We start from the raw sequence: 25189 nt of genomic DNA, 5'->3' as shown, positions 1-25189 counted from the left end.
CCACCCACCCACCACGACCACCGCCTGGGGACAGCCATGCAGACACTGACCGAGACGCCCGCCCTCGTCGAGAACGGATACGCCCGCTGGGACCTCGCCGAGGAGTTCGGGATAGCCGAGACCGACGCGTCCTTCCAGAGCCTCCGCGCCGAGTTCGTCGACCTGCCACCGGACCCCTACGCGACGGAGGAAGGGCGCAACCGCCGCTACGCCCGCGGAATCTTCCTCCCCTGGTCGCGGGAGTTCAGCTGGATACCTGACACGCACCTCGGTGAGAGCGGCTGGATGAACGGCTACTGGCAGGCCGACCACAACCCCGACTACGTCGGCGTGCTCCGCAAGCTGCCCGCCATGACCGAGACGGCCCGGAACAACCCGATCATCCGCGAGATCCTGTTCTTCGACTTCGCCCAGACGCGATGGTCGCGGAGCGACGCGGCGTTCCCGCTGCACGTCGGGGTGCATCTGATCAAGCTGGCGGTGGACGACTCCGGGAGCGAGGCCATCTCCTCGCCCAACGAGCTCCACCAGGACGGCGAACCGTTCGTCTTCGCGCACCTGGTCCATCGCACCAACGTCGTCGGCGGCTCGAACGTGATCGCGCCGCCGAAGTACCGGGGCAAGCTGCCCGAGGACGTCCCCGAGGGGGAGACGCTGGCCGAGTTCGAACTGACCAAGCCGCTGGAGTCCTACGGCGTCACCGACGAGAAGGTAAGCCACTACGTCTCCCCCATCAGGCGGGGGGACGGCCCGGAGACGGGCGAGCGTGCCGTGATCCTGGTCGACTTCACCCCGATGCGGCAGCACATCTGAGACCGCCGGGAGCCTGGAGCACGTCGGGACCAACCGGACCGACCTGCGCCACGGGAGCGTGCGCGAGGCCGCGCGGCGGACCGACTGCCGCTCCCGTACCGGCCTGACGCCCTCTCAGGCCGGGCGAGGCCCCGCATCGGGCCCCCGCGGTGCCCGGCCCGCCCGCCGGCCGCTCCCAGCGGACACGAGCGTCCCGGACGGCTCGGGCGGCTCGGCCCGGCTCGACGACGACGGCGGCCACCGCCCGGTTCCTCGGCGCGTCACGGTGCGGAAGCCGGGGCTGCCCTTCCCGCGGGACCTCGCCGGGGGCACGGGAACAGACCGGAGTCCGGTGTGCCCGGGGCGACCTCTCCACCCCCGCTGCCGCGATGGTCCGTCCCACCGAACACCTCGTACATCGGAGTCAGCTGATGAGCCTTCAGGGAAAACGGGTGGCCCTCCCGCCCTCGCCCGTCGTCCACCGCCGCTTCGAGGAGCACGTGCGGGCCACCCCCGACGCCGTCGCCGTCGTGTGGTCCGGCCGGCAGGTGACGTACGCCGAACTCGAAGCGCGGGCCAACCGGTTCGCGCACCTTCTCACCGCTCGGGGCCACGGCCGGGGCGCGAAGGTCGGCATCTGCCTCGACTACTCGATCGACATGATCGTCGCCATCCTCGGCACACTGAAGGCCGGCGCGGCCTACGTGCCCTTCGACCCCGCCTACCCCGCGGCCCGCCTGCGGCTGTTGCTCGCGCAGGCGCCGGGCCTCGCCCTGATCGTGGCCTCCTCGACGACGGCCGCGATGGTCGAGTCCGGGGGCGCCGAGGTCATCGACCTCGAACAGCTCGCAGACCACCTCGCGACCCTCCCGGCGACCGTCCCCGACGTCCACATCACCGGGGACGACCTCTGCTACGCGGTGTTCACCTCAGGCTCGACCGGCACCCCCAAGCTGACCGCGGTGCGCCACGAGGGCTGGTTCAACCTGATGAACTGGCTGCAGCGGGAGTACGGCCTGCACCGCGGTTCCCACCACCTGGTCGTCTCCGCCTTCGGCTTCGACCTGTCCCAGCGTGCCCTGATGACGCCACTGTTCTGCGGTGCCACCCAGCACCTGATGGCCAGCCGCAACTTCGACGCCATGCTGGCCTACCGCATGCTCACCCAGTACGACATCCGCGTCGTGCACTGCGCCTCCAGCACCCTGTACCTCCTGATCGACTGGGAGAGCGCGCGCGGCGGCGACGCCCTCGCCCGGCTCGACTACATCCTGTTCGGCGGGGAGGCGCTGAAGAGCGAACGCCTCGCCCGCTTCGCGCGCCGCCCGGATACCACCTGCACCCTGCTGCACCAGTACGGCGTCGCCGAGTGCACGGACGTCGCCACCTCCTACGACCTGGCCCACTACCGGCCCGGCGAGCACGACATCGCCCCGGTCGGCCGGCCCGCCCACAACACCGCCATCCACGTCCTGGACGCCGAACTGCGCGAGGTCGAGGCCGGCCAGTATGGCGAGATCTGCATTTCCGGGGCGGGCGTCGGCGCGGGCTACCTGGGCGCAGGCGGCCCCGAGAACGCCAGGTTCACCACCATCGACATGGACGGGACACCGGTGCGCCTGTACCGCACGGGGGACCGCGGCCGGATCGACGACAGCGGTGAACTCGTCGTCGCCGGGCGGTTGGACGCCCAGGTCAAGGTGCGGGGCATGCGGATCGATCCCACCGACGTCGAACGTGCTCTGGGGAGGCTGGCCGGCGTCCGCGAGGCGGCCGTGGTGGCCGTCCGCGACGACGGAGGCGATGTCGAACTGAACGCGTTCGTCGTCCCCTCGGGCAAGGACCTCGCCGAGGACGATCTGCGCACCCGTCTGCTGCGGACGCTGCCGCGAAACATGCTGCCGTCCCGGTTCACGAACATCCTGCGCATTCCGCTGAGCCCGCACGGAAAAGTGGACCGCGCAGCCCTGGCGGACATCTGCCGCCCCCGGAGCGCCGACAGCGATTCCGCGGGATGACCAGGCCCTTGGCCGTGACGACGAACGAGAGGAACGCAGTGACCGCCGACCGCGTTCGCGCCATCTGGCGCCGGGAACTCCAGCGCGACGACATCATGCCGGACGACGATTTCTTCGCTCTGGGCGGTGATTCCCTGATCATGGTCAGGATTCAGGGCGCATTCATCGAGGAACTGGGCGCCGAGGTCCCCATGGACCAGCTTTTCCTCAATCCGACCGTGGGGTCGATCGCCGCCTACATCGACTCCCGGGCCGCCCCGGCCCCGTAATTCTGCCGCAGACGACGGCCGAGAAGTCTCTGCCCGGACAGGAATCCTTTTTCCGAACAGGTCTGCGTAAACGATTTGCATCATCCCGGAGAATCAAGGAGAAAGGTCATCGCATTATGCTCACCGAAAGCCAGATAGCGGAATACCGGTCCGAGGGATTCCTGCTCCTCGAAGACGTCTTCGACGCCGGCGACATCGCCGCTCTGCGACGTGAGGTGACCGATCTCTACGGGACCGAACACCTCGGGCGGATTTTCGAGGAGGACGGGACCACGGTGCGGGGCATCCACGGCTGCCACACCACGGGCGCGCTGTTCTCCAGGCTGGTGCGGCTGCCCGAGCTGCTGACCGCGGCGGAGCAGTTGCTGAGCAGCAAGGTGCATGTGTTCCAGTGCAAGGTCAACGCCAAGAAGGCGCTTCGCGGAGAAGTGTGGCAATGGCACCAGGACTACAGCGTCTGGGGGCCCAAGGACGGTATGCCGGAGCCGCGGGCGGTCAACGTCGCGCTGTTGCTGGATGACGCGACCGAGCACAACGGCCCGCTGCTGGTCGTTCCCGGTTCGCATCGAAACGGGGCGATGGCCCCGTGGAGTCCCGAGCCCGAAGGCACGTCGCAGTGGGAGGCCGACCTCTCGGCGAAGCTGAAGTTCGCGCTGGACGCCGAACAGATGGCCGAGGTGACCGCGGAGTCGGAGATCCGGTCCGTTGTCGGACGTGCCGGAAGCCTGCTGTTCTTCCACCCCTGCATCGTGCACGGCTCCGGTGCGAACATGGCGCCGACGGACCGGACCATGGCATTCGTCAGCTACAACAGTGTCGACAACGAGTTGCGCGAAGTGCCCTGCCCGCGCCCGGAGTTCGTCGCGTCGCGTGACTACCGGCCGCTGGAACTCGTCGACGGAGGTCTGATCGCATGAGCGACCTCGATGCCTCACTGATCCGGATGCTGATCGACTCCATCGCCCGGCACCGGGACGCGGTCGCGGTCATCGACGACGGCGTTGCCCATACCTACGCCGAACTCGACGAGGTGTCGGCCGAGATCGCCGGCGGCCTCGCCGCACACGGCATCGGACCCGGGGACGTCGTCGACGTGCATGCGACTCGTTCGTGGTCCCGTTGCGCGGCGGTGCTGGGTGTGTGGCGCGTCGGAGCCGGCGTCCTGTCCATCGACCCGGCCATGCCACCCGCCTGGACCGGCAAGCTGGTGAGCGGCGCCGGCTGCGCCATGGTCCTTCGGGCCGAGGAATGCGCACCGGTCGGGGCGGGTGTCGTGGAGCACACCTTCCGATCGATTCGGGGAACGCGACGGGACGAGGTCGCGACCGGACCGCTCTGCTACGTCATTCCTACCTCCGGGTCGACAGGCGAACCCAAGGCTGTCGCGGTGCCGCCGGTCGTTCTCGCGGACCTGGGCAACTGGCATGTCCGGCGGTGGAGCCATGACCGGCCGCCGAACACCCTGCACATGTCGTCCATCGGGTTCGACATGGTGTACGAGGACACGGTGGCGACCTGGCTGGCCGGTGCCAGCCTGATCGTGGTGAACGATCAGGACAGGCTGGACCCCTTCACGTTGGTCGACATCATTCGCGAGCACGATGTCGCCCGGCTCTTCCAGCCGGTGATCGGACTGCACGGACTGGCCGCCGCCGCGTGTGTCGCCGGCGTGAGAACCCCGAGTCTGCGGGAGATCTCGGTGGCCGGTGAACAACTGGTGATCAACGAGGAGGTGCGGAAGTTCTGTGCCGACGGCGGCCTGACGCTGGTGAACCAGTACGGGCCGAGCGAGACGCATGTGGTCACTCAGTACCGCCTGACGGGCGACGTCGCCGAGTGGCCCGACCGGCCGCCCATCGGCACCGCCGTCGTCGACGCGGAGCTGCTGTGCCTGGTGGACGGACGGCTGCGCCCGTTCACGGTCGGTGAGACCCGGGAGCTGGTCATCGCCGGGAACTGCGTCGGGGTCGGGTACGCCGGTGACGACGTGCTCACCGCGAAGAAGTTCAGGGAGGTCGAAGACCGGGACGGCCGCAAGCGGCGCTGCTATTTCAGCGGAGACCTGGTCACATTCGACGGCGCCGACTTCCACTTCGTCTCCCGGCTCGACGACCAGCTCAAGGTGAACGGCTACCGGGTGGAGCCGGGGGAGGTGGAGTCCGTGATCGCCCAGGTCGCCGGTGTCCGCCGGGCCGCGGTCGTCGGGGTCAAGGTCGCCGCGTCCACGCAACTGGCGGCGTACTACACGCGCGCGTCCGGCGCGGAGGTCTGTCGGGACGACCTGATCCGTTCGTGTGCCTCCGGTCTGCCCCGGTTCATGGTCCCCCGGCACTTTGTCGAACTGGAGGAGCTCCCGTCGACGCGGAACGGGAAGATCGACCGGGCGAAACTCCGGGAGATGTTCCAGGAGCCCTCGGTGAGCCGGGGTTGACACGTACGCGTCAGGGCTGTCGGACGCGGGGGGTACGCCTCCGGCCCCGCGCCGCCGGCCCCCGCGGCGGCAGGGCCCCGGACCACCCTGACCGTCCGTATGGTGATCTTTGTGGTCCCGTGGCCGTTTCGTTCACCCCCCGGGGTGCCGCGTCGTCGTCGCGGGGTCGGCCTCCCGCACAGCCCGCGCGGTTCCGGCCGGCGGCTACGGCGGTCCCGCGCGGGCCGGCGGGTCCGTGCGGGCGTCGCAGGCGTCCTGCCTCGGGCGGGCACGGCCCGGTGACGGGGCTGCCGACGGATGCCGAACGACGCGCGAGTACCCGCCGAGGGCGTACCTCGTTCTGTGCCGTGGGGCCCGGACGCGGACCAATCCCCGGCTGTCACACCAGAAATGACTCCCCATCGCCTCTGTCTGCACGGAACCGAGCCGGAGCCCCCGTTCGGCGGAGAAAGGAAGCACTGACCATGGAATCGGCGCCGCAGGTGATCCACCCGCGAGGTGGACAGGACGAGACCGCACGACGCGATGACGCGCCATCGGGCGGCCCGGTGCCGCTGGTGGACGAGATCGCCGCGCTGTGGGCGGAACTCCTCAACCGCCCCGAGGTCGGGGCAGAAGACGACTTCTTCGCCCTCGGCGGCAACTCTCTGACCGGCATCGAGATCATCGAACGGGTGGCACGCGATCACGGCGTCCGGCTCTCCGTCCGCGACTTCTACCTGGCACAGACCCCGGCTCGCGTCGCCGGGCTGATCGAGCGGGAAAGGTCCGGCACATGAGACTGACGCCGGGCCCCGCGCGCGACATCGACCTCGACACCGTCGACCTCTTCGACCTCGACCTCTACGGCACGGGCGACCCGCACCCCGTCTGGGACGTGATGCGCGCCGAGGCGCCCTTGCACCACCAGGTCCTGCCCGACGGACGCGAGTTCTGGTCGGTCACCCGCTACGAGGACGTGTGCCGCGTCCTGGGCGACCACCGCGAGTTCACCTCCGAACGCGGCACCGTGCCCACCCACCTCGGCCAGGACGACGTCGCCGCCGGTGTGCTGCTCACCTCCACCGACCCGCCCCGGCACACCGAGGTCCGCAGGCCGCTGGGTTCCAGGCTCACCGCCCGCGCGGTCGGGTCCTGGGAGGATTCCATCCGCCGGTCGGTGACCCGCTTCCTGGAGCCGGCCCTGGACGGCGAGGTGTTTGACCTGGCCGAGAAGGCCCTGCTCCTCCCGGCGATCGTCACCGGCCCGCTGCTGGGCATCCCCGAGAAGGACTGGGAGGAACTCGTCCGGCTCACCGCCATGGTGGCGGCCCCCTCCGACCCGCACTTCCAGCTCGGCAGCGAAGCCGCCACCCTGGCGATCTCCCACCACGAACTCGTCGGATACGTCACCGAGTGGGTCAAGGACCGCCGCCACTCCGGAGCCGAGGACGACAGCCTGCTCCATCACCTGATGAGCGTGCGCCCCGGCGGGGCACCGCTGAGCGACCAGGAGATCGCCCTCGACGGCTACAGCCTCCTGCTGGGCGCCAACGTGACGACCCCGCACACCGTCTCCGGCACTGTGCAGGCCCTCATCGAGCGGCCCGAACAATACGGCAAGGCCCAGGCCGACCCGGACCTGATCCCCAACCTGGTCGAGGAAGGGCTGCGCTGGACCTCGGCCGCCTGCAACTTCATGCGCTACGCCGTGACGGACGTCCCCGTCGCGGGCGGCGTCGTCCCGGCCGGTGCGGCGGTCGTCGCGTGGATCGGCTCGGCCAACCGGGACGCCGCCCTGTTCGCCGCCCCGCACACCTTCGACATCACCCGCCCCAACGCCAAGCGGCAGATCGCCTTCGGATTCGGCCCGCACTTCTGCATCGGCGCCCCGCTGGCCCGGCTGACCCTGCGCGTCTTCTTCGAGGAACTCCTTCACCGGTGCGACTCCCTCGACCTGGCCGGCGAACCGGACCACCTGCGCTCCTACTTCATCGCCGGCATGACCCACCTGCCCATCACCGCCCAGAAACGGCACACCCCATGACGTCCGGACCCGCCCTCGCCTCGCCGTGGTTCGTCCGGCCGCCCGCCGCCGGTGCGTCCGCCCGCCTGTTCTGCTTCCCCTTCTCCGGCTCCGGCGCCTCCGCGTTCGGCGCCTGGCCCGCCACGGCAGGCGACGCCGAGATCTGCCCGGTGCAGTTCCCCGGCCGCGAGAACCGCCTCGCCCACCCCCACTACGCCAGTTACGAGAACCTCGCCGAGCAGATCGTCGAGGCACTCACCCCGCTCCTGGACACGCCGTTCGCGTTCTTCGGGCACTGCGCGGGCGCCCTGCCCGCCTACGAGAGCGTGCTGAGGCTGGCCGCCGCCGGCCTGCCCATCCCCCAACGCCTCTTCGTGTCCGGCCAACCCGCCCCGCACGAGGCCGCCCGAGACCGGATGCTTACCCTGGGCGAGGACGAACTGCGCGCCGAACTCGTCACGTTCCTGCTCAGCCGGGACATCGATCCCCGCCCCGACATGATCGACATGGGCATGTTCGTACTGCTCCGCGACCACGCCGCCGCCGGCGCCTACCGGCGCACCGAACCCGCCCGTATCGACTGCCCGATCACCGTCCTGCACTGGAGCGAGGACACCGATGTGAGCCTGGCGGACCTCCAGGGCTGGCGCCGCTACGCCGACTCGGTCGAGATCCGCGTCGTCGAGGGCGGCCACTACGACTTCATGGACGCGCCTGCCCAGCTCCTCACGACCCTCGCCGCCGGTCGATGAGCTGGTCTCCCGCGACGACCGGTCCGGGAAGCCGAAGACGGGCCGAGCACGTCGGCGCTCGACGCGAGCGACGGGCGGAAGGGCGACACCGATCAACCGGCCCCGGTGGCGACCAGGGTCGCACCAGCCAGCCACGACAGCACCGCCGCCCGGCGGGCATTCCAGGTGTTGACCGCCGCGGTGCCCCACAGCAGTGGGCCGCTTCATGCGCGGTCCGCCCACCAGGGCCGACATCGGCCTGGCGCACGATCTGACACGGATGTTCCCCAACCCCCGGATCGCCCGCAGACGCTTTTGAGCAGGGACATCCCAGGGACTTTCCGTCGCGTGAGCAGGCAAGGCCCTGACAGCGCCGAAAGGCACGAAGACGCCGGTCAGGGCCTATCCGGCTAGCACTCGATGATGTTCACCGCCAGCCCGCCCCGTGCCGTCTCCTTGTACTTGACCGACATGTCCGCGCCGGTCTCCTTCATCGTTTTGATGACCTTGTCCAGGGAGACCTTGTGCGAGCCGTCGCCGCGCAGGGCCATCCGTGCCGCGGTGACGGCCTTGACCGCCGCCATGCCGTTGCGCTCGATGCACGGGATCTGGACCAGGCCGCCGACCGGGTCGCAGGTCAGGCCGAGGTTGTGCTCCATACCGATCTCGGCCGCGTTCTCCACCTGCTCCGGCGATCCGCCCATCACCTCGGCCAGCGCGCCCGCCGCCATCGAGCAGGCCGAGCCGACCTCGCCCTGGCAGCCGACCTCGGCGCCGGAGATCGAGGCGTTCTCCTTGAAGAGCATGCCGATCGCGCCCGCGGCGAGCAGGAAGCGGACCACGCCCTCCTCGTCGGCGCCGGGCACGAAGTTCACGTAGTAGTGCAGGACCGCCGGGATGATGCCGGCCGCGCCGTTGGTCGGGGCCGTCACGACCCGGCCGCCGGCCGCGTTCTCCTCGTTGACGGCCATCGCGTAGAGGGTGATCCACTCCATCGCCAGGGCCTTCGCGTCGCCCTCCGAGCGCAGCTTGCGCGCGGTGGTGGCGGCCCGGCGCCGGACCTTGAGCCCGCCCGGCAGGATGCCCTCGCGGGACATGCCGCGGTCGACGCAGGCCCGCATCACCTGCCAGATCTCCAGCAGACCCGTGCGGACCTCGTCCTCCCCGCGCCAGGCCCGCTCGTTCTCCAGCATCAGCGCGGAGATCGACAGACCGGTCTCCCGGGTCAGCCGCAGCAGCTCGTCACCGGTGCGGAACGGGTACTTCAGCACCGTGTCGTCGAGCTTGATGCGGTCCGCGCCCACCGCCTCCTCGTCGACGACGAAACCGCCGCCCACCGAGTAGTACGTCTTCGTCAGCAGCTCCGCGCCCGCCGCGTCACGGGCCGCCAGGGTCATCCCGTTGGCGTGGTAGGGGAGCGCCTCGCGGCGGTGCAGGACCATGTCCTCGTCGAAGGAGAAGGCGATCTCGTGCTCGCCGAGCAGCCGCAGCCGCCCCGAGGAGCGGATCTCCCCGACCCGCTCGTCCGCCTTCTCCACGTCCACCGTGCGCGGCGAGTCGCCCTCCAGGCCGAGCAGCACCGCCTTCGGCGTGCCGTGGCCGTGGCCGGTCGCGCCGAGCGAGCCGTACAGCTCGGCCCGGACCGAGGCGGTCCGCTCCAGCAGCCCGTCGTGGCCGAGGCGCCGGGCGAACATGCGGGCCGCCCGCATCGGGCCGACCGTGTGGGAACTCGACGGGCCGATGCCGATCGAGAACAGGTCGAAGACCGAGATGGCCACGGAGACTCCTCAGAACGGGGGTGGTGCAGAGGGTGAGGCACCGTGCCCGTTCGTGGCGGGCACGGTGCCGTCGGGGTACCGCGGGTCACTTGGTCAGACCCGGGTACCGGGGGTCACTTGGTCAGACCCGGGTACAGGGGGTGCTTGTCGGCCAGGGCCTTCACCCGGGTCCGCAGCGCCTCGGCGTCGTACGACGGCTTCAGCGCCTCGGCGATCACGTCGGCGACCTCGGCGAAGTCCTCCGCCGTGAAGCCGCGGGTGGCCAGCGCCGGGGTGCCGATGCGCAGACCGGAGGTCACCATCGGCGGGCGCGGGTCGTTCGGCACGGCGTTGCGGTTCACCGTGATGCCGATCTCGTGCAGGCGGTCCTCGGCCTGCTGTCCGTCCAGCTCGGAGTCGCGCAGGTCGACCAGGACCAGGTGCACGTCCGTGCCGCCGGAGAGCACCGAGACGCCCGCCGCCTTCGCGTCGTCCCGGACCAGGCGCTCGGCCAGGGCACGGGCGCCCTCCAGCGTACGGCGCTGGCGCTCCTTGAACTCCTCGGAGGCGGCGACCTTGAAGGCGACGGCCTTCGCGGCGACCACGTGCTCCAGCGGACCGCCCTGCTGACCGGGGAAGACCGCCGAGTTGATCTTCTTGGCGAGGTCGGCCGTGGAGAGGATCACCCCGCCGCGCGGACCGCCGAGGGTCTTGTGCGTGGTGGTCGTCACCACGTGCGCGTGCGGCACCGGGTTCGGGTGCAGCCCCGCCGCGACGAGACCGGCGAAGTGCGCCATGTCGACCATGAGATAGGCGCCGACCTCGTCGGCGACCTTGCGGAACGCGGCGAAGTCGAGCTGCCGGGGGTAGGCCGACCAGCCCGCCACGATCAGCTTGGGCCGGCTCTCCCGGGCCAGCCGCTCCACCTCGGCCATGTCGACCCGGCCGTCGTCGCCCACGTGGTAGGCGACCACGTCGTACAGCTTGCCGGAGAAGTTGATCTTCATGCCGTGGGTCAGGTGCCCGCCGTGGGCGAGGTTGAGACCCATGATCGTGTCGCCGGGCTTGAGCAGCGCGAACATCGCGGCGGCGTTGGCCTGGGCGCCCGAGTGCGGCTGCACGTTGGCGTGCTCGGCGCCGAAGAGCGCCTTGACCCGGTCGATGGCGATCTGCTCGACCACGTCGACGTGCTCGCAGCCGCCGTAGTAGCGGCGGCCGGGGTAGCCCTCGGCGTACTTGTTGGTCAGGACGGAGCCCTGGGCCTCCATGACCGCGACCGGGGCGAAGTTCTCCGACGCGATCATCTCGAGGGTGGACTGCTGGCGGTGCAGCTCGGCGTCGAGCGCGGCGGCGACGTCCGGGTCGAGCTGGTGCAGGGGCGTGTTCAGCATGCGGTCGGTGCCTCCTCAGCCGGCGGTGAACTGGGCGTACTCGTCGGCGGAGAGCAGGTCGTCCGGCTCGCCGGTGACCCGCACCTTGAAGAGCCAGCCGCCCTCGAAGGGGGCGGAGTTGACCAGCGACGGGTCGCTGACGACGTCCTCGTTGACCTCGGTGACCTCGCCGGTGACGGGGGAGTAGAGGTCGGAGACGGACTTGGTCGACTCCAGCTCACCGCAGGTCTCGCCCGCCGTCACGGTGGAACCGGTCTCCGGAAGCTGCACGAAGACGACGTCGCCGAGCGCGTTGGCCGCGTGCTCGGTGATGCCGATCACCGACACGCCGTCCTCGGCGGCCGACAGCCACTCGTGCTCCTTGCTGTAACGCAGGTTCTGGGGGTTGCTCATGGCCTGGATTCTCCTGTATGCGGGGGAGTGCTGACGAAGGGGAGCGCCGCCGCACCGCCGGCGGGCGGCGGGACGGGGCGCGGGGACCGCGCCGCTGTGCGCGCGGGCGGGGAGGGCGGCGCTACTTCGCGCGCGTGTAGAACGGCAGCGCGACGACCTCGTACGGCTCGTGGGAGCCCCGGATGTCGACGCCGACCCCGGGCGTGCCCGGCGCCGCGAACGCCGGGTCCACGTAGGCCATGGCGATCGGCTTGCCCAGCGTCGGGGAGGGCGCCCCGGAGGTGACCTCGCCGACCACCTCGCCGCCGCTGACCACCGCGTACCCGGCGCGCGGGACACGGCGGCCCTCGGCGACCAGGCCGACCAGGACCCGCGGCGGCGTGCTCTCGGCCCGGGACGCGGCCTCGGCCAGCGCCTCGCGGCCCACGAAGTCGCCCTCCTTCTCGAACTTCACCACCCGGCCGAAGCCGGCGTCGAAGGGCGTCAGCTCCGCCGACAGCTCGTTGCCGTAGAGCGGCATGCCCGCCTCCAGGCGGAGCGTGTCCCGGCAGGACAGCCCGCACGGGACCAGCCCGGCGTCCGCGCCCGCCGCGAGCAGCGCCCGCCACAGCTCCACCGCGTGCTCCGGCCGCACGAACAACTCGAAGCCGTCCTCGCCGGTGTACCCGGTGCGCGCGATCAGCGCCGGCGCCCCGGCCACCGTCCCGGTCAGACCGGCGTAGTAGCGCAGCCCGTCCAGGTCGGCGTCGGTGAGCGGGGCGAGGATGCCGGCCGCCGCCGGGCCCTGCACGGCGAGCAGCGCGTAGGCGTCCCGGTCGTCGCGGACCTCGGCGTCGAAGCCGGCCGAGCGCTCCACCAGCGCGTCCAGCACCGCCTGGGCGTTGGAGGCGTTGGCGACGACCAGGTACTCCCGCTCGCCGAGCCGGTAGACGATCAGGTCGTCCAGGATGCCGCCGTCGGCACGGCAGATCATGGTGTAGCGGGCGCGGCCCTCCTTGACCGTGGAGACGTTGCCCACCACGGCGTGGTCGAGGAGGCGCACCGCGTCGGGGCCGGTGACCGTGATCTCGCCCATGTGGGAGAGGTCGAAGAGGCCCGCGCGGGTGCGCACGGCCAGGTGCTCGTCCCGCTCGGAGGCGTAGCGCAGCGGCATGTCCCAGCCGGCGAAGTCGGTCATCGTCGCACCCAGCGCGCGGTGCTCGGCATCGAGCGCGGTGCGGCGCGGTTCGGTACTGCTCATCGGTCGGTCGTCTCCCAGGGCGAGGGTCCACGGGCACGGCACGGGGCCGGACACCGGGGCAGGACGGGGCACATCCTCCCCATCTGTCATCGGAACCTGAGAGGTTCGCCCTGAGCACCGCGCGGCGGCGGTGCGGAGCTTGCACCTTGGGTGGGGCGCCCGGACGCCGGGCGGCCCGCTTTTCAGATGTGCCTCGCCCGCGCGGTAACGGTGCCTGAGAGATTCAAGGGAGGGACTTGCTCCTTCGGCGCCCCGGCGCGGCCGGGGACTCTCCCGCGCGGATTCAAACGGCCGGTATGCAGTTGGCGCCGCCATCATCGCATGCCCGGCCCGCTCGCGGCAGACCGTGATCTGTAACCGGCTTGTGGCACTGAGCGCACGAAATCACGAGACCGCGGCATTACCTTCTCTTTACACTCGGTGGGGAGGACCTCGCCGACGCCCCCAGGGGAGGACGAACACGGTGGACAGGACCACGGCGTACGCGGCGGCCCCCGGCCTCGCGGTGCCCCCGCAGACCGCGGCCCCGGCCGCCCGTTCCCGCGCCCGGCGCGCTCCCCTGCCCGTGTCCGCGCCCGTCGTCCACGACCTGCGCGGCCGGCCCGGCCGCGGCCCGGCCGCCCTGCTCTTCGCCCGCCGTGACCTGGTGGTCGTCACCGGACTGCCCGGCGGCGGCAAGTCCACCCTCATGCGCCGCACCGTGCCCGGCGCGCGCGTCGACTCCCAGGACACCCGCGACCGCTGGGAGCGCCGCGTGCCCCGCCTCCTGCCGTACGCCCTCTACCGCCCCCTCGTCCGCCTCTCCCACTACGCCGGGCTGCGCCGCGCGCTCGCCGGCGGCGAGGGAGTGGTCGTGCACGACTGCGGCACCCAGACCTGGGTGCGCCGCTGGCTCGCCCGCGAGGCCCGGCGCCGCGGCGCCGCCCTGCACCTGATCCTCCTCGACGTCCCCACCGGCGAGGCCCTGGCCGGCCAGCGCCGGCGCGGACGGGGCGTCAGCCGGTACGCCTTCGCGCGCCACCGCGCCGCCACCGGCCGGCTGCTGGCCGCGGTGGCCGCCGGGAAGCCGCCGGCCGGCTGCGGCTCGGCCGTCCTCCTCGACCGCGCCGCCGCCCGCGCCTTACAGCGGATCGCGTTCGTTCGCTGACGGACCGTGTGGTCCGGGGCCCGAACGGGTTAGCCTTTCCAGCCAGGCAGCGGTACCAGGCAGGCGGTAGGCACAGATGGACATCCCGGCGGACCACTCCGCTCACTTCCCGGCGCAGGCACACCCCCACCCCCACGGCGGGTGGCCCGGCAACGAACTGGAGGAGGCGCTGTCCGCCTCCCTCGGCGTCCCCGGCGCCGGCGCGCGCATCGTCGAGGTCCTCGGCCGCAGCCTCGTATGGGTCCCGCTGCCCAACGGCGGCGGCCCCGGCACCGGCCCCCTCGACCTGCCCGCCGTGGAACTCGACGGGCAGGCGTACGTGCCGGTCTTCAGCTCCGAGGAGCAGTTCCGCCGGGTCGTCGGCGCGCACATGGCGTACACCGTCGCGCCCGCCGTGGAGTTCGCCCGGGGACTGCCCCCGCAGATCGGCATCGCCCTCAACCCGGACGGTGTCGTCGGCGCCCCGCTCCCGCCGGCCGCCGTGGCCGAGCTGTGCCGCGCCGCCGGCTCCCCCCTGGCCGGCGAGGCGGGCGGCGGCCGGGTCCGCCTCTACGAACCCGACTGGCAGCACGACCCGGTGGACTTCCTCGCCGCCGCCTCGGCCGAGTTCGCCGCCGACGGCACCGTCCGCACCGCCCGCCGCTGCCTGGCCGCCATCGAGACCGCCGACCCCGTCATGTTCGTCGGCGTCGAACTGGCCCACTGGGAGGGCGACGCCCGCGCCCGCCCGCTGGACGCCCTCGGCCGCGCCCTCGCCGCCGCCCCGTCCCCCTGGCCGGTCAACCTCGTCCTGCTGGAGGCGGCCCAGGACCCGGTCTGCGACTGGCTGCGCGAGAACGTCCGGCCCTTCTACACCCGGGACGCCTGAAGCCGCTGCGCGGAGCCCGCCCGGCGAGGGGCCCCGCGCACCGGGGCCACCGCTGTCCGGGTGGCCGCCTAAGCTGGTTTCATATCCGGGGCGACTTCTCGAAGGGGCGATACAGGTGAGCGCCAGCGGCACCGCGACCGGGCAGGTCGAGCACATGCTGCGCCAGGTGACCCCGGGGCGCTACGACGCCTACGAGGCACTTCTGCGCGCCCTCGCCATCCCCACCTCCGGCCAGGTCTGGATGTTCCTGTGGCACGGCCAGGCCGGCTCCCCGGACGCCCAGTACGGGAACATGGAGGTCGACGGCTTCGGGTACGCGCCCTGTGTGACCTCCGCCCAGGAGCTGTCCGCCAGTGGCTGGAACCGGTCGTACGAGGTGGTCGACGCCCTGGAGGCCGCCCGCGCCCTCTACCCCGACCACTACGGCCTCTGGCTCAACCCGCACGCCCCCGGCGGCGGCCTCGGCATCCCCTGGCTCGACCTGCGCCGCATCGCCTCCGGCCTGGACCGCCAGCCCGCCGGCCCGCTCAGGCTGTCCGAGCCGGCCATCGAGGTCCCCCAGTTCTACGCCCTGCTCGCGCAGAACGCCCACCGCACCCCCGCGGTCCGCGCCCTGCGCCGCGCCTGGGTGCAGCCGGCCCTCGGGGCGCCCTACCTCGCCATCGGCCTGGACGTCTACGACACCTCCCCGGCGGCCGTCGACGCGGTGCGCGCGATGATGCAGCAGTCGGTCGGCGCGGTGCCCGAGGGGCTGCCGGTCTCGACCGTCGCCATGACCGACGCCCACGACCCGGTCGCCATGTGGCTGCGCGCCAACGCCCGCCCGTTCTACGACCGCGAGGCCCACGCCGCCGCCCCCGCGCAGGCGCCCGCCGGCGGTTACGGCTACCCCCCGGCCGGGGGCCGGTTCTGATCTCGTAGAGTCCCTCGCGTCGGCCACGGAGTCCCCGAAGCCGCGAGGAGGGGAATCTTCGCGCGTAGAGGGGGGTGCAACGCCCTGCTATGCCCCCAATGTTCGGTTTGGATACGTCCGGCCCCCGTTACCCACTGTCCGGATAACGGAACACCTCAAACAGCATCACGTTTGCGCATCCATTCACCGTCAAGGCTGGCAACAGATCGGCGAAGCGTTGAAGACTCCCGCAGCAGGGGTGTTCGCCCCTGTGTACGACGGACTGATCACGCCGCCACAGCGGCAAGTGCGGGCCGGCTACCGCCGGTTGAGAGGGGTCCCTGCCAGATGACGGCACCATTGCACGAGCCGACCGCGGAAGCGGCCCCGAGTGCTGCCGAGGAAGCGGCCGTTGCCGGCGCCGAGACCAAGGCGGTGCAGGGGCGTTCCCTGGGCCGGATCGCCTGGGAGCGCCTGAAACGGGACAAGCTCGCCCTCACCGGCGGCATCGTGGTGCTCTTCCTGATCGTGGTCGCGGTGCTCGCGCCGCTGATCACGTCCCTGTACGGGCAGGACCCCGACGTCTACAACGAGAGCATGATCGACCCGCTCTTCGGCACCCCCAAGGGGGCGCTGGGCGGCATCGGCGGCGACCACTGGCTCGGTGTCGAGCCGGTCAACGGCCGCGACATCTTCGCCCGCATCGTCCACGGCGCCCGGATCTCGCTGCTCGTCGGCTTCCTGTCCGCGCTGGTGGCGGTCGTCCTCGGCACCATCCTGGGCGTGCTCGCGGGCTTCTTCGGCGGCTGGGTCGACGCCGTCGTCAGCCGCGTCATGGACGGCCTGCTGGCCTTCCCGCAGCTCCTCTTCATCATCGCCCTGGTCTCCGTCATGCCGGACAGCATGCTGGGACTGAGCGGCACGGGCGTCCGCCTGCTCATGATGATCCTGGTCATCGGCTTCTTCGGCTGGCCCTACATCGGCCGCGTCGTGCGCGGCCAGACGCTCTCCATGCGTGAGCGGGAGTACGTCGAGGCGGCCCGCTCGCTGGGCGCCGGGCGGTTCTACATCCTCTTCAAGGAGCTGCTGCCCAACCTGGTGGCGCCGATCATCGTCTACACGACGATGATGATCCCCACCAACATCCTCACCGAGGCCGCACTGAGCTTCCTCGGCGTGGGCGTCAAGCCGCCCACGTCGTCCTGGGGGCAGATGCTGTCGAGCGCGATCGACTACTACAAGTCGGACCCCATGTACATGGTGATCCCGGGTGTGGCGATCTTCATCACCGTTCTTGCCTTCAATCTCTTCGGTGACGGCGTACGCGACGCGCTGGACCCGAAGGGCTCCCGCTGACCTGCCGTACCGGCATGCGACCCGTGGCACCTGCACGGGATCTCTCATCTAATCCGGAGGAACCGAGATCGTGACTACCCAACGCACCTCAGGGCGGCGCAAGCAGGCAGCAGCCGCTGCCGCAGTGGTCGCCGCGCTGCTGACCACGGCGGCGTGCGGCGGCGGCGGAGACGACAGCAGCGGCGGTGGCTCGAAGAGCAGCGCGGCGGCCGGCTTCGACGCGGCCAACAACAAGGTCGCCCAGGCCTCCGAGGCCAAGAAGGGCGGCACGCTGAAGTTCGCCAGCTCGCAGGACGCCGACTCGTGGGACACCACGCGCGGTTACTACGGCTTCATGTGGAACTTCTCGCGCTACTACAGCCGCCAGCTCGTCACCAACAAGGTCGAGCCGGGTGCGACGGGCGCCGAGGTCACCCCGGACCTCGCCACCGGCCTCGCCGAGGTCTCCGACGACGGCAAGACCTACACGTACACCCTGCGTGACGACGTCACCTGGGAGGACGGCAAGCCGATCACCTCCAAGGACGTCAAGTACGGCATCGAGCGGGTCTGGGCCCAGGACGTGCTGTCGGGCGGTCCGACGTACCTGAAGGAGGTGCTCGACCCCAAGGGCGAGTACCAGGGTCCGTACAAGGACAAGGACAAGGACAAGCTCGGCCTGAAGGTCATCGAGACCCCGGACGACAAGACCATCGTCTTCAAGCTGCCGCAGGCCAACTCGGACTTCGAGTCGATGCTGGCGCTCACCTCGGCGTCTCCGGTCCGCCAGGACAAGGACACCAAGTCCAAGTACGGCCTGCGTCCGTTCTCCTCGGGCCCGTACAAGTTCGAGTCCTACAGCCCCGGCAAGGACCTCGTCCTGGTCCGGAACACGGAGTGGAAGCAGGACTCCGACCCGGTCCGCAAGGCGTACCCGGACAAGATCACGATCAAGTTCTTCTCCAACGCCAACGACCTGGACGCCCGCCTGATCGCCGGCGACTACGACATGGACCTGGCCCAGACGGGCATGTCCCCGCAGGGCCGCACCACCGCGCTGCAGGAGCACAAGGGCAACCTGGACAACCCGATCTCGGGTTACATCCGGTACGCGTCCTTCCCGCAGAACGTCAAGCCGTTCGACAACATCCACTGCCGCAAGGCCGTGATCTACGGCGCCGACCACGTCTCGCTGCAGACCGCGCGCGGCGGCCCGGTCGCCGGTGGCGACATCGGCACCAACATGCTGCCGCCGGCCGTCCCGGGCTCCGAGGGCCAGAAGTACGACCCGTACGACATCGCCGGTGCCAACAAGAACGGCAACGTCGAGAAGGCCAAGGAAGAGCTGAAGGCCTGCGGCAAGCCGAACGGCTTCAAGACCACGATCGCGGTCCGCAACAACAAGCCGGTCGAGGTCGCCACCGCCGAGTCGATGCAGGCGTCGCTGAAGAAGGTCGGCATCGACGTCGAGATCTCGCAGTACGACGGCGCGCAGTACGCCAGCGTCATCGGCAGCCCCTCCAACGTGGAGAAGAAGGGCTACGGCATCATCATCATGGGCTGGGGCCCGGACTTCCCGTCCGTCCAGGGCTACGGTCTGCCGCTGTGGCACAGCGACTACATCCTCGACAGCGCCAACAACAACTTCGCGCTGATCAAGGACAAGAAGATCGACGGTCTCTTCGCCGACTACGTCAACACCCTGGACGACGAGGGCAAGGCCAAGATCGCCACGGAGATCAACCACAAGGTCATGGAGGGCGGTTACTACCTGCCCTTCGTCTTCGAGAAGTTCCTCAACTGGCGCGGCAGCCGTCTGGCGAACGTGTACACGACCGACGCTTACAGCGGTATGTACGACTTCGTCAACCTCGGTCTGAAGTCCACGAAGTAACCGGTCCACCCGCCGTACGGCACGAAAGGCAGGTGAAGGCCGGCGCGGCGTGATGGCGGGCCGCCGGAAGACCAGTCCCCCCACCGCTCACAAGGCGTGGGGGGCACTCCCCTCCGGCGGCCCGCGGTCCGCAGCGGGCCGTTAGCTGTGCTCGCTTACCTCATCAGGCGGCTGTTCGCCGCCACAGTGATGCTCGTGGTCATCATTCTGGTGGTCTTCGGCATCTTCTTCCTCGTCCCCAAGTGGGCGGGCGTCGACATCGCCACGAGCTTCGTGGGCAAGCAGGCCGACCCCGCGGCCGTCGAGGGCGTACGGCAGAAGCTGGGTCTGAGCGACCCGGTCTTCGTGCAGGCCTGGGAGTTCTTCAAGGGGATCTTCCTCGGCCGCACGTACGCCGCCGGAGGCGACGTCACCGAGTGTGCCGCGCCTTGCTTCGGCTACTCCTTCCGTACCGAGCAGGCCGTCTGGCCGGTGCTGACCGAGCGTTTCCCGGTGACCCTGGGTCTCGCGCTCGGCGCCGCCGTGCTGTGGCTGATCTTCGGCCTCGCCGCGGGCGTGCTCTCCGCGCTCAAGCGGGGCAGCCTGTGGGACCGGGGTGCCATGGTCGTCGCCCTGGCGGGTGTCTCCCTCCCCATCTACTTCACCGGTCTGCTGAGCCTGGCGATCTTCTCCTACGGACTGGGCTGGCTCAACGGCGAGTTCGTGCCGCTGGAGGACAGCCTCACCGGCTGGCTCGGCGGCATGATCCTGCCCTGGATCACCCTGGCCTTCCTGTACGCGGCGATGTACGCCCGGATCACCCGGGCCACGATGATGGAGATCCTCGGCGAGGACTACATCCGCACCGCCCGTGCCAAGGGCCTCCGCGAGCAGGTCGTCATCCGCAAGCACGCCATGCGTTCCACGCTGACGCCGCTGCTGACGATGCTCGGCATGGACCTCGGCGCCCTCATGGGCGGCGCGATCCTGACCGAGACCACGTTCAGCCTCCCCGGCCTCGGCCAGAAGGTGCTGGACGCGATCAAGAACCAGGACCTGCCCTTCATCCTGGGCGTCGTCCTGATCACTTCCCTCGCGGTGCTCATCGCCAACCTCGTGGTGGACGTCCTGTACGCCGTGATCGACCCCCGAGTGAGGCTCGCATGACCGAACTCAGCAAGAGCCGGGCGGCGGTGGCGGAACCCGCCGGCACCTCGCCCGCGCCGAGTGCCTTCCTGGAAGTCCGCGACCTGAAGGTGCACTTCCCGACCGACGACGGAATGGTCAAGTCCGTCGACGGGCTCACCTTCAAGCTGGAGAAGGGCAAGACCCTCGGCATCGTCGGCGAGTCCGGCTCCGGCAAGTCGGTGACCTCGCTCGGCATCATGGGCCTGCACACCGCCGGCCAGTACGGCAAGCGCAAGGCCCGGATATCCGGTGAGATCTGGCTGGACGGCACCGAGCTGCTCTCCGCCGACCCCGACCACGTGCGCAAGCTGCGCGGCCGGCAGATGGCGATGATCTTCCAGGACCCGCTCTCCGCGCTGCACCCGTACTACACGATCGGCCAGCAGATCGTGGAGGCGTACCGCATCCACCACCCCGTGGACAAGAAGACCGCCCGGCGCCGGGCCGTGGAGATGCTCGACCGGGTCGGCATCCCGCAGCCGGACAAGCGGGTGGACAACTACCCGCACGAGTTCTCCGGCGGTATGCGCCAGCGCGCGATGATCGCCATGTCGCTGGTCAACAACCCCGAACTGCTCATCGCGGACGAGCCGACGACCGCCCTGGACGTGACCGTCCAGGCGCAGATCCTCGACCTCATCCGCGACCTTCAGAAGGAGTTCGGCTCCGCGGTCATCGTCATCACCCACGACCTGGGCGTCGTCGCCGAACTCGCCGACGACCTCCTGGTGATGTACGGCGGGCGCTGCGTCGAGCGGGGACCGTCCGAGAAGGTGTTCTACCAGCCCCGCCACCCCTACACCTGGGGCCTGCTGGGCTCGATGCCGCGTCTCGACCGCGACCAGCAGGAACGCCTGATCCCGGTCAAGGGCTCCCCGCCCTCCCTGATCAACCTGCCGTCCGGCTGCGCCTTCAACCCGCGATGCCCGTACGCCGACGTGCCGAAGGACGACATCACCCGCACGGTCCGCCCGGAGCTGTCCGAGGTCGGCAGCAACCACTGGGCCGCCTGCCACATGTCGCAGGAGCAGCGGGAGCGTATCTGGACCGAAGAGATTGCGCCGAAGCTGTGAGTGACAAGGCAGAGGACCAAGCGGTGACCACCCCCGCCAAGAGCGGCGCCACCCTGACCAAGGACGCCGCCCCCGGCGAGATCCTGCTGAAGGTGACCGGGCTGCAGAAGCACTTCCCCATCAAGAAGGGGCTGTTGCAGCGGCAGGTCGGCGCGGTGCGCGCGGTCGACGGCATCGACTTCGAGGTCAGGGCCGGCGAGACCCTCGGCGTCGTGGGCGAGTCGGGCTGTGGCAAGTCGACCATGGGCCGGCTGATCACCCGGCTGCTGGAGCCGACCGCGGGCAAGGTCGAGTTCGAGGGCAAGGACATCACGCACCTCGGGGTGGGCCAGATGCGCCCGCTGCGCCGCGATGTGCAGATGATCTTCCAGGACCCGTACTCGTCGCTGAACCCGCGCCACACCATCGGCACCATCGTCAGCGCCCCCTTCAAGCTCCAGGGCGTCGAGCCCGAGGGCGGGGTCAAGAAGGAGGTGCAGCGGCTGCTGTCGGTGGTCGGGCTCAACCCCGAGCACTACAACCGCTACCCGCACGAGTTCTCCGGCGGACAGCGCCAGCGCATCGGCATCGCCCGCGCGCTCGCGCTCAACCCGAAGCTGGTCGTGGCCGACGAGCCGGTCTCCGCGCTGGACGTGTCGATCCAGGCCCAGGTGGTCAACCTGCTCGACGACCTCCAGGCGGAACTGGGCCTGACGTACGTGATCATCGCGCACGACCTGTCCGTGGTGCGGCACGTCTCGGACCGGATCGCGGTGATGTACCTCGGCAAGATCATGGAGCTGGCCGACCGCGACCAGCTCTACAAGTCGCCGATGCACCCGTACACCAAGGCGCTGCTCTCCGCGGTGCCGGTCCCGGACCCCTCGCGCAAGTCGGCCAAGAGCGAGCGCATCCTGCTCAAGGGCGACGTGCCCTCGCCGATCTCGCCGCCGAGCGGGTGCCGCTTCCACACCCGGTGCTGGAAGGCGACGCAGATCTGCACCACCACCGAGCCGCCGCTCAAGGAGCTGCGGCCCGGCCAGCGGGTGGCCTGCCACCACCCGGAGAACTTCGCCGACCAGGCACCGCAGGACGTGGTGCTGCTCTCCGCCGCCAAGGAGGCGGCCGAGGGCGTGGCCGACGCGGTGCTGGCCGAGTCGGCGGCCACCTCGGCGGCGGTCGCCGCGGAGGTCGAGGCCACCGCCGCCGCCTCCGCCGACGGCGCGAAGGACGGCGCTGCCGAGCAGAAGTGAGCGACCTCTCACCGTCGAACCCCCGGCCGTAGCACAGACGGCCGGGGGTTCGCCGTCGAGTGAGAATGTCCCGGTGTACGAGCAACTCTTCAGCCCCACCGTCCAGCACACGCTCGACCTGATCGGCATCTTCGTCTTCGCCATCTCCGGCGCGCTGCTGGCGGTCCGCAAGAACTTCGACGTCTTCGGCATCGCCGTCCTCGCCGAGGTCACCGCGCTGGGCGGCGGGCTGTTCCGGGACCTGGTCATCGGGGCGGTGCCGCCCGCCGCCTTCACCGACCTCGGGTACTTCCTCACCCCGCTCCTCGCCACCCTGCTGGTCTTCTTCCTCCATCCGCACGTGGAGCGCATCCAGACCGGCGTGAACGTCTTCGACGCGGCCGGCCTCGGCCTCTTCTGCGTCGCCGGCACTACCAAGGCGTACGACTACGGGCTCGGCCTGACCGCCTCCGCCTGCCTGGGCCTGGCCACCGCGGTCGGCGGCGGCGTGCTGCGCGACGTGCTCGCCAACGAGGTGCCCTCGCTGCTGCGCTGGGACCGCGACCTGTACGCGGTTCCGGCCATCGTCGGCGCCGCCATGGTCGCCGTGTGCATCCGCTTCGAGGCGCTGAACCCGCTGACCAGCGGCCTCGCCGTGATCACCGCCTTCGCCCTGCGGCTGCTCGCGCTGCGCTACCACTGGCGGGCGCCCCGCGCCTGGAACCGCCGGTCGACGGCGGTCGAGGGCGACGGCGAGTGAGCCGCGGGGGCCGTGCCCGGGGGCCCCGGGACCGGCCTCCAACCAGCAAAGCTACCGCTTAGTATTTTCCTGTTGTACGGTGCACCCATGCCAGAAGCAGTCTCCGCACCGGACGTGCGGGCCACCATCGGCGCCAGCGAGTTCGACCGCGACACCGCCGTCGTCCGACGGGCCCCCGGCGTCTACGACACCGACCTCTCCGCCGGCTGGACCATCATCAACGCCGTCAACGGCGGCTACCTGCTGGCCGTCCTGGGCCGCGCCCTCGCGGACGCCCTGCCGCACCCCGACCCCTTCACCGTCTCCGCGCACTACCTCACCGCGTCCCGGCCCGGACCCGCCGTGGTGCGCACCGAGACCGTGCGCACCGGCCGCACCCTCTCCACGGGACAGGCGTCCCTCGTCCAGTACGACGACGACGGCGAGGAGGTCGAGCGCATCCGCGTCCTGGCCTCCTACGGCGATCTGGCCGGCCTCCCCGACGACGTCCGCACCGCCGCCAAGCCGCCGGAGCTGCCGCCCCTGGAACACTGCCTGGGCCCCGACGACGGACCCGCCCCCATCGAGGGCGGCTCGGCCATCACCGACCGGCTCCTGCTCAAGCTGGACCCCGCCACGCTGGGCTGGGCGCTCGGACAGCCCTCCGGCAAGGGCGAGATGCGGGCCTGGTTCGGGCTGGCCGACGGCCGGGACGCCGACCCGCTCTCGCTCCTCCTCGCGGTGGACGCGCTGCCGCCGACCGCCTTCGAGCTGGGGCTCTCCGGCTGGGTGCCGACGGTCGAGCTGACCGTGCACGTCCGCTGCCGTCCGGCGCCGGGTCCGCTGCGCGTCGCCATCACCACCCGCAACCTCGCCGGGGGCTTCCTGGAGGAGGACGCCGAGGTCTGGGACAGCGCCGACCGGCTGGTGGCCCAGTCCCGCCAGCTCGCCCGGGTCCGGCTCGGCTGAGCCGGGGGCGCCGGGCGGCGCCCGCTCAGTCCAGCCAATGGCGGCGGCCGATGCCGATCAGCCGCATCCGGCGGGCCGCCGTCTCGGAGGCCCGCCGGTACCGCTCTTCACGGCCGGCGGGGGATGCTGTCGGCGTTCCGGGCGGGGTGTTCGGTGACCCCGCCGTCTCGGCCGTCTCGCGGGTGTCCCGGGTGTCCCGGGTGTCCCGGGCGTCCGGTGACCCCGCCGCCTCGGCCTGCTCCGGGGTGTCAGGGGTGTCCGGGCCGACCGGGGTATCCGGTGACCCCGGGCCGTCCGGGGCGTCCGGGCCGTCCTCCGCCTCCCGGGCCTCCAGGAAGAGGGAGGCGATGGCCAGCATCTGGTCCACGTAGAGGCCCGCCAGCATCGCCAGGTCCTCCCCGCTCCACCCCGCCGACTCCGCGTCCCGGGCCAGCTCGGCCCCCACCTCCCCGGCGAAGCGGGCCAGTTGCTCCCGGATCGCCTCCCGCACCGGCCGTACCCCGCCGTGCCGCTCCCGGGCCACGAACCGCACGTGCGCCGGATGCGCCGCCACATGACGGGCCACCAGCGCTACCGCCCGCGAGATCCGCTCCTCCTCGTCGGCGGCCGGCGAGAGCGTGGAGCGGATCAGCGGACGCAGACCGCCCAGCGCCTCCTCCACCAGGGCCACGCCGAGGTCGGCCGTGGAGGGGAAGTGCCGGTAGAAGGCGGTCGGCGCGATGCCCGCCGCCCGGGTGACCTCCCGCAGGCCCAGGCTGCTCAGGCTCTGCTCCTCCAGCAGCGCGAGCGCCGCCTCCAGGAGCGCCTCGCGGGTCCGCTGCTTCCGGGCCTGCCGGGTACCGGGCGTGTGGCTCATGCCATGCAGTC

Annotated in this window: 22 protein-coding genes, 1 pseudogene and 2 riboswitches; of the genes and pseudogenes, 18 read left to right on the top strand and 5 right to left on the bottom strand. The window is 71.0% G+C overall.

Translation table 11 applies throughout. The features are described from left to right. Positions 1–36: 36 nt before the first annotated feature. The 8 genes from J5Y05_RS16385 to J5Y05_RS16350 all read left to right on the top strand — a co-directional run bounded on the left by J5Y05_RS16385 (position 37) and on the right by J5Y05_RS16350 (position 8267). Positions 37–813: a 2OG-Fe dioxygenase family protein gene (locus J5Y05_RS16385; protein WP_210873051.1), complete on the top strand. Its 777-nt coding sequence runs from the start codon at positions 37–39 to the stop codon at positions 811–813. Positions 814–1223: 410 nt separating this feature from the next. Continuing rightward, a complete protein-coding gene (locus J5Y05_RS16380; protein WP_210873049.1) occupies positions 1224–2810 on the top strand; it encodes an amino acid adenylation domain-containing protein in 1587 nt (528 codons plus the stop codon). Positions 2811–2824: 14 nt separating this feature from the next. After that, the gene (locus J5Y05_RS16375) at positions 2825–3079 is read left to right on the top strand and encodes an acyl carrier protein (protein ID WP_307853943.1); all 255 of its coding nucleotides are present in this window, start codon (positions 2825–2827) and stop codon (positions 3077–3079) included. Positions 3080–3195: 116 nt separating this feature from the next. Continuing rightward, the gene (locus tag J5Y05_RS16370; protein WP_210873045.1) at positions 3196–3996 is read left to right on the top strand and encodes a phytanoyl-CoA dioxygenase family protein; all 801 of its coding nucleotides are present in this window, start codon (positions 3196–3198) and stop codon (positions 3994–3996) included. Continuing rightward, the gene (locus tag J5Y05_RS16365; RefSeq protein ID WP_210873043.1) at positions 3993–5510 is read left to right on the top strand and encodes an AMP-binding protein; all 1518 of its coding nucleotides are present in this window, start codon (positions 3993–3995) and stop codon (positions 5508–5510) included. Before J5Y05_RS16370 ends, J5Y05_RS16365 begins: the two co-directional genes overlap by 4 nt. A gap of 464 nt (positions 5511–5974) precedes the next feature. After that, on the top strand, positions 5975–6289 hold the full coding sequence (locus tag J5Y05_RS16360) for a phosphopantetheine-binding protein (protein ID WP_210873041.1): 315 nt from the start codon (positions 5975–5977) through the stop codon (positions 6287–6289). Further along, a complete protein-coding gene (locus J5Y05_RS16355; RefSeq protein ID WP_210873039.1) occupies positions 6286–7536 on the top strand; it encodes a cytochrome P450 in 1251 nt (416 codons plus the stop codon). Before J5Y05_RS16360 ends, J5Y05_RS16355 begins: the two co-directional genes overlap by 4 nt. Further along, complete coding sequence (locus tag J5Y05_RS16350; RefSeq protein WP_210873037.1) at positions 7533–8267, top strand: thioesterase II family protein; 735 nt, start codon at positions 7533–7535, stop codon at positions 8265–8267. The genes J5Y05_RS16355 and J5Y05_RS16350 overlap by 4 nt, the downstream gene beginning before the upstream one ends. Before the next feature lie 389 nt (positions 8268–8656). Here J5Y05_RS16350 and J5Y05_RS16345 read toward each other — a convergent pair whose 3' ends face one another. From J5Y05_RS16345 to gcvT, 4 genes are all read right to left on the bottom strand, one after another. Then, positions 8657–10024, bottom strand: a complete 1368-nt coding sequence (locus tag J5Y05_RS16345) for an L-serine ammonia-lyase (RefSeq protein WP_210873035.1) — start codon at positions 10022–10024, stop codon at positions 8657–8659. Between the two features lie 113 nt (positions 10025–10137). Further along, complete coding sequence (glyA, locus tag J5Y05_RS16340; RefSeq protein ID WP_210873033.1) at positions 10138–11394, bottom strand: serine hydroxymethyltransferase; 1257 nt, start codon at positions 11392–11394, stop codon at positions 10138–10140. 15 nt (positions 11395–11409) lie between these two features. Further along, complete coding sequence (gcvH, locus tag J5Y05_RS16335) at positions 11410–11787, bottom strand: glycine cleavage system protein GcvH (protein WP_210873030.1); 378 nt, start codon at positions 11785–11787, stop codon at positions 11410–11412. Between the two features lie 121 nt (positions 11788–11908). Further along, positions 11909–13027, bottom strand: coding sequence for a glycine cleavage system aminomethyltransferase GcvT (gene gcvT / locus J5Y05_RS16330; protein ID WP_210873028.1), 1119 nt, complete (start codon positions 13025–13027; stop codon positions 11909–11911). Positions 13028–13100: 73 nt separating this feature from the next. Continuing rightward, positions 13101–13219: riboswitch (glycine riboswitch) on the bottom strand. Next, a riboswitch (glycine riboswitch) is annotated at positions 13220–13313 on the bottom strand. It lies immediately after the preceding riboswitch. A 177-nt stretch (positions 13314–13490) separates the two neighbouring features. Here gcvT and J5Y05_RS16325 point away from each other — a divergent pair. The 10 genes from J5Y05_RS16325 (at position 13491) to J5Y05_RS16280 (ending at position 24322) form a co-directional block, all read left to right on the top strand. Beyond that, the gene (locus J5Y05_RS16325; RefSeq protein ID WP_210873027.1) at positions 13491–14174 is read left to right on the top strand and encodes an AAA family ATPase; all 684 of its coding nucleotides are present in this window, start codon (positions 13491–13493) and stop codon (positions 14172–14174) included. 76 nt (positions 14175–14250) lie between these two features. Further along, positions 14251–15042: an enhanced serine sensitivity protein SseB gene (locus J5Y05_RS16320; RefSeq protein WP_210873025.1), complete on the top strand. Its 792-nt coding sequence runs from the start codon at positions 14251–14253 to the stop codon at positions 15040–15042. Between the two features lie 115 nt (positions 15043–15157). Beyond that, positions 15158–15955, top strand: coding sequence for an enhanced serine sensitivity protein SseB C-terminal domain-containing protein (locus tag J5Y05_RS16315; protein WP_210873023.1), 798 nt, complete (start codon positions 15158–15160; stop codon positions 15953–15955). Between the two features lie 327 nt (positions 15956–16282). Then, complete coding sequence (locus J5Y05_RS16310) at positions 16283–17290, top strand: ABC transporter permease (protein WP_210873021.1); 1008 nt, start codon at positions 16283–16285, stop codon at positions 17288–17290. A gap of 70 nt (positions 17291–17360) precedes the next feature. Beyond that, on the top strand, positions 17361–19163 hold the full coding sequence (locus tag J5Y05_RS16305; RefSeq protein WP_210873019.1) for an ABC transporter substrate-binding protein: 1803 nt from the start codon (positions 17361–17363) through the stop codon (positions 19161–19163). Between the two features lie 147 nt (positions 19164–19310). Continuing rightward, positions 19311–20309, top strand: coding sequence for an ABC transporter permease (locus J5Y05_RS16300; RefSeq protein WP_210873016.1), 999 nt, complete (start codon positions 19311–19313; stop codon positions 20307–20309). After that, the gene (locus tag J5Y05_RS16295) at positions 20306–21403 is read left to right on the top strand and encodes an ABC transporter ATP-binding protein (protein ID WP_210873014.1); all 1098 of its coding nucleotides are present in this window, start codon (positions 20306–20308) and stop codon (positions 21401–21403) included. The genes J5Y05_RS16300 and J5Y05_RS16295 overlap by 4 nt, the downstream gene beginning before the upstream one ends. Then, positions 21400–22635 carry an ABC transporter ATP-binding protein gene (locus J5Y05_RS16290; protein ID WP_210873012.1) on the top strand — a complete coding sequence of 412 codons (1236 nt, stop codon included), beginning with the start codon at positions 21400–21402 and terminating at the stop codon, positions 22633–22635. The genes J5Y05_RS16295 and J5Y05_RS16290 overlap by 4 nt, the downstream gene beginning before the upstream one ends. A 73-nt stretch (positions 22636–22708) precedes the next feature. Continuing rightward, a complete protein-coding gene (locus J5Y05_RS16285) occupies positions 22709–23374 on the top strand; it encodes a trimeric intracellular cation channel family protein (RefSeq protein ID WP_210873010.1) in 666 nt (221 codons plus the stop codon). A gap of 87 nt (positions 23375–23461) precedes the next feature. Then, positions 23462–24322 (top strand): thioesterase family protein, encoded by an 861-nt coding sequence (locus J5Y05_RS16280; protein WP_210873009.1) that lies wholly within the window; start codon positions 23462–23464, stop codon positions 24320–24322. 310 nt (positions 24323–24632) lie between these two features. Here the strand turns inward: J5Y05_RS16280 and J5Y05_RS16275 are convergent. Further along, positions 24633–25178, bottom strand: a pseudogene (locus tag J5Y05_RS16275) (TetR family transcriptional regulator); the annotation flags it as partial. Positions 25179–25189 lie beyond the last annotated feature (11 nt).

The organism is Streptomyces tagetis (assembly GCF_018069565.1).
Classification (GTDB): domain Bacteria; phylum Actinomycetota; class Actinomycetes; order Streptomycetales; family Streptomycetaceae; genus Streptomyces; species Streptomyces tagetis.
This window is presented reverse-complemented; position numbering and strand designations above follow the sequence as displayed.

Coding starts and splice junctions, on each gene's coding strand:
- J5Y05_RS16385 (WP_210873051.1), top strand. CDS start 37: ATGCAGACACTGACCGAGACGCCCGCCCTCGTCGAGAACGGATACGCC.
- J5Y05_RS16380 (WP_210873049.1), top strand. CDS start 1,224: ATGAGCCTTCAGGGAAAACGGGTGGCCCTCCCGCCCTCGCCCGTCGTC.
- J5Y05_RS16370 (WP_210873045.1), top strand. CDS start 3,196: ATGCTCACCGAAAGCCAGATAGCGGAATACCGGTCCGAGGGATTCCTG.
- J5Y05_RS16365 (WP_210873043.1), top strand. CDS start 3,993: ATGAGCGACCTCGATGCCTCACTGATCCGGATGCTGATCGACTCCATC.
- J5Y05_RS16360 (WP_210873041.1), top strand. CDS start 5,975: ATGGAATCGGCGCCGCAGGTGATCCACCCGCGAGGTGGACAGGACGAG.
- J5Y05_RS16355 (WP_210873039.1), top strand. CDS start 6,286: ATGAGACTGACGCCGGGCCCCGCGCGCGACATCGACCTCGACACCGTC.
- J5Y05_RS16350 (WP_210873037.1), top strand. CDS start 7,533: ATGACGTCCGGACCCGCCCTCGCCTCGCCGTGGTTCGTCCGGCCGCCC.
- glyA (WP_210873033.1), bottom strand. CDS start 11,394: ATGCTGAACACGCCCCTGCACCAGCTCGACCCGGACGTCGCCGCCGCG.
- gcvH (WP_210873030.1), bottom strand. CDS start 11,787: ATGAGCAACCCCCAGAACCTGCGTTACAGCAAGGAGCACGAGTGGCTG.
- gcvT (WP_210873028.1), bottom strand. CDS start 13,027: ATGAGCAGTACCGAACCGCGCCGCACCGCGCTCGATGCCGAGCACCGC.
- J5Y05_RS16320 (WP_210873025.1), top strand. CDS start 14,251: ATGGACATCCCGGCGGACCACTCCGCTCACTTCCCGGCGCAGGCACAC.
- J5Y05_RS16310 (WP_210873021.1), top strand. CDS start 16,283: ATGACGGCACCATTGCACGAGCCGACCGCGGAAGCGGCCCCGAGTGCT.
- J5Y05_RS16295 (WP_210873014.1), top strand. CDS start 20,306: ATGACCGAACTCAGCAAGAGCCGGGCGGCGGTGGCGGAACCCGCCGGC.
- J5Y05_RS16280 (WP_210873009.1), top strand. CDS start 23,462: ATGCCAGAAGCAGTCTCCGCACCGGACGTGCGGGCCACCATCGGCGCC.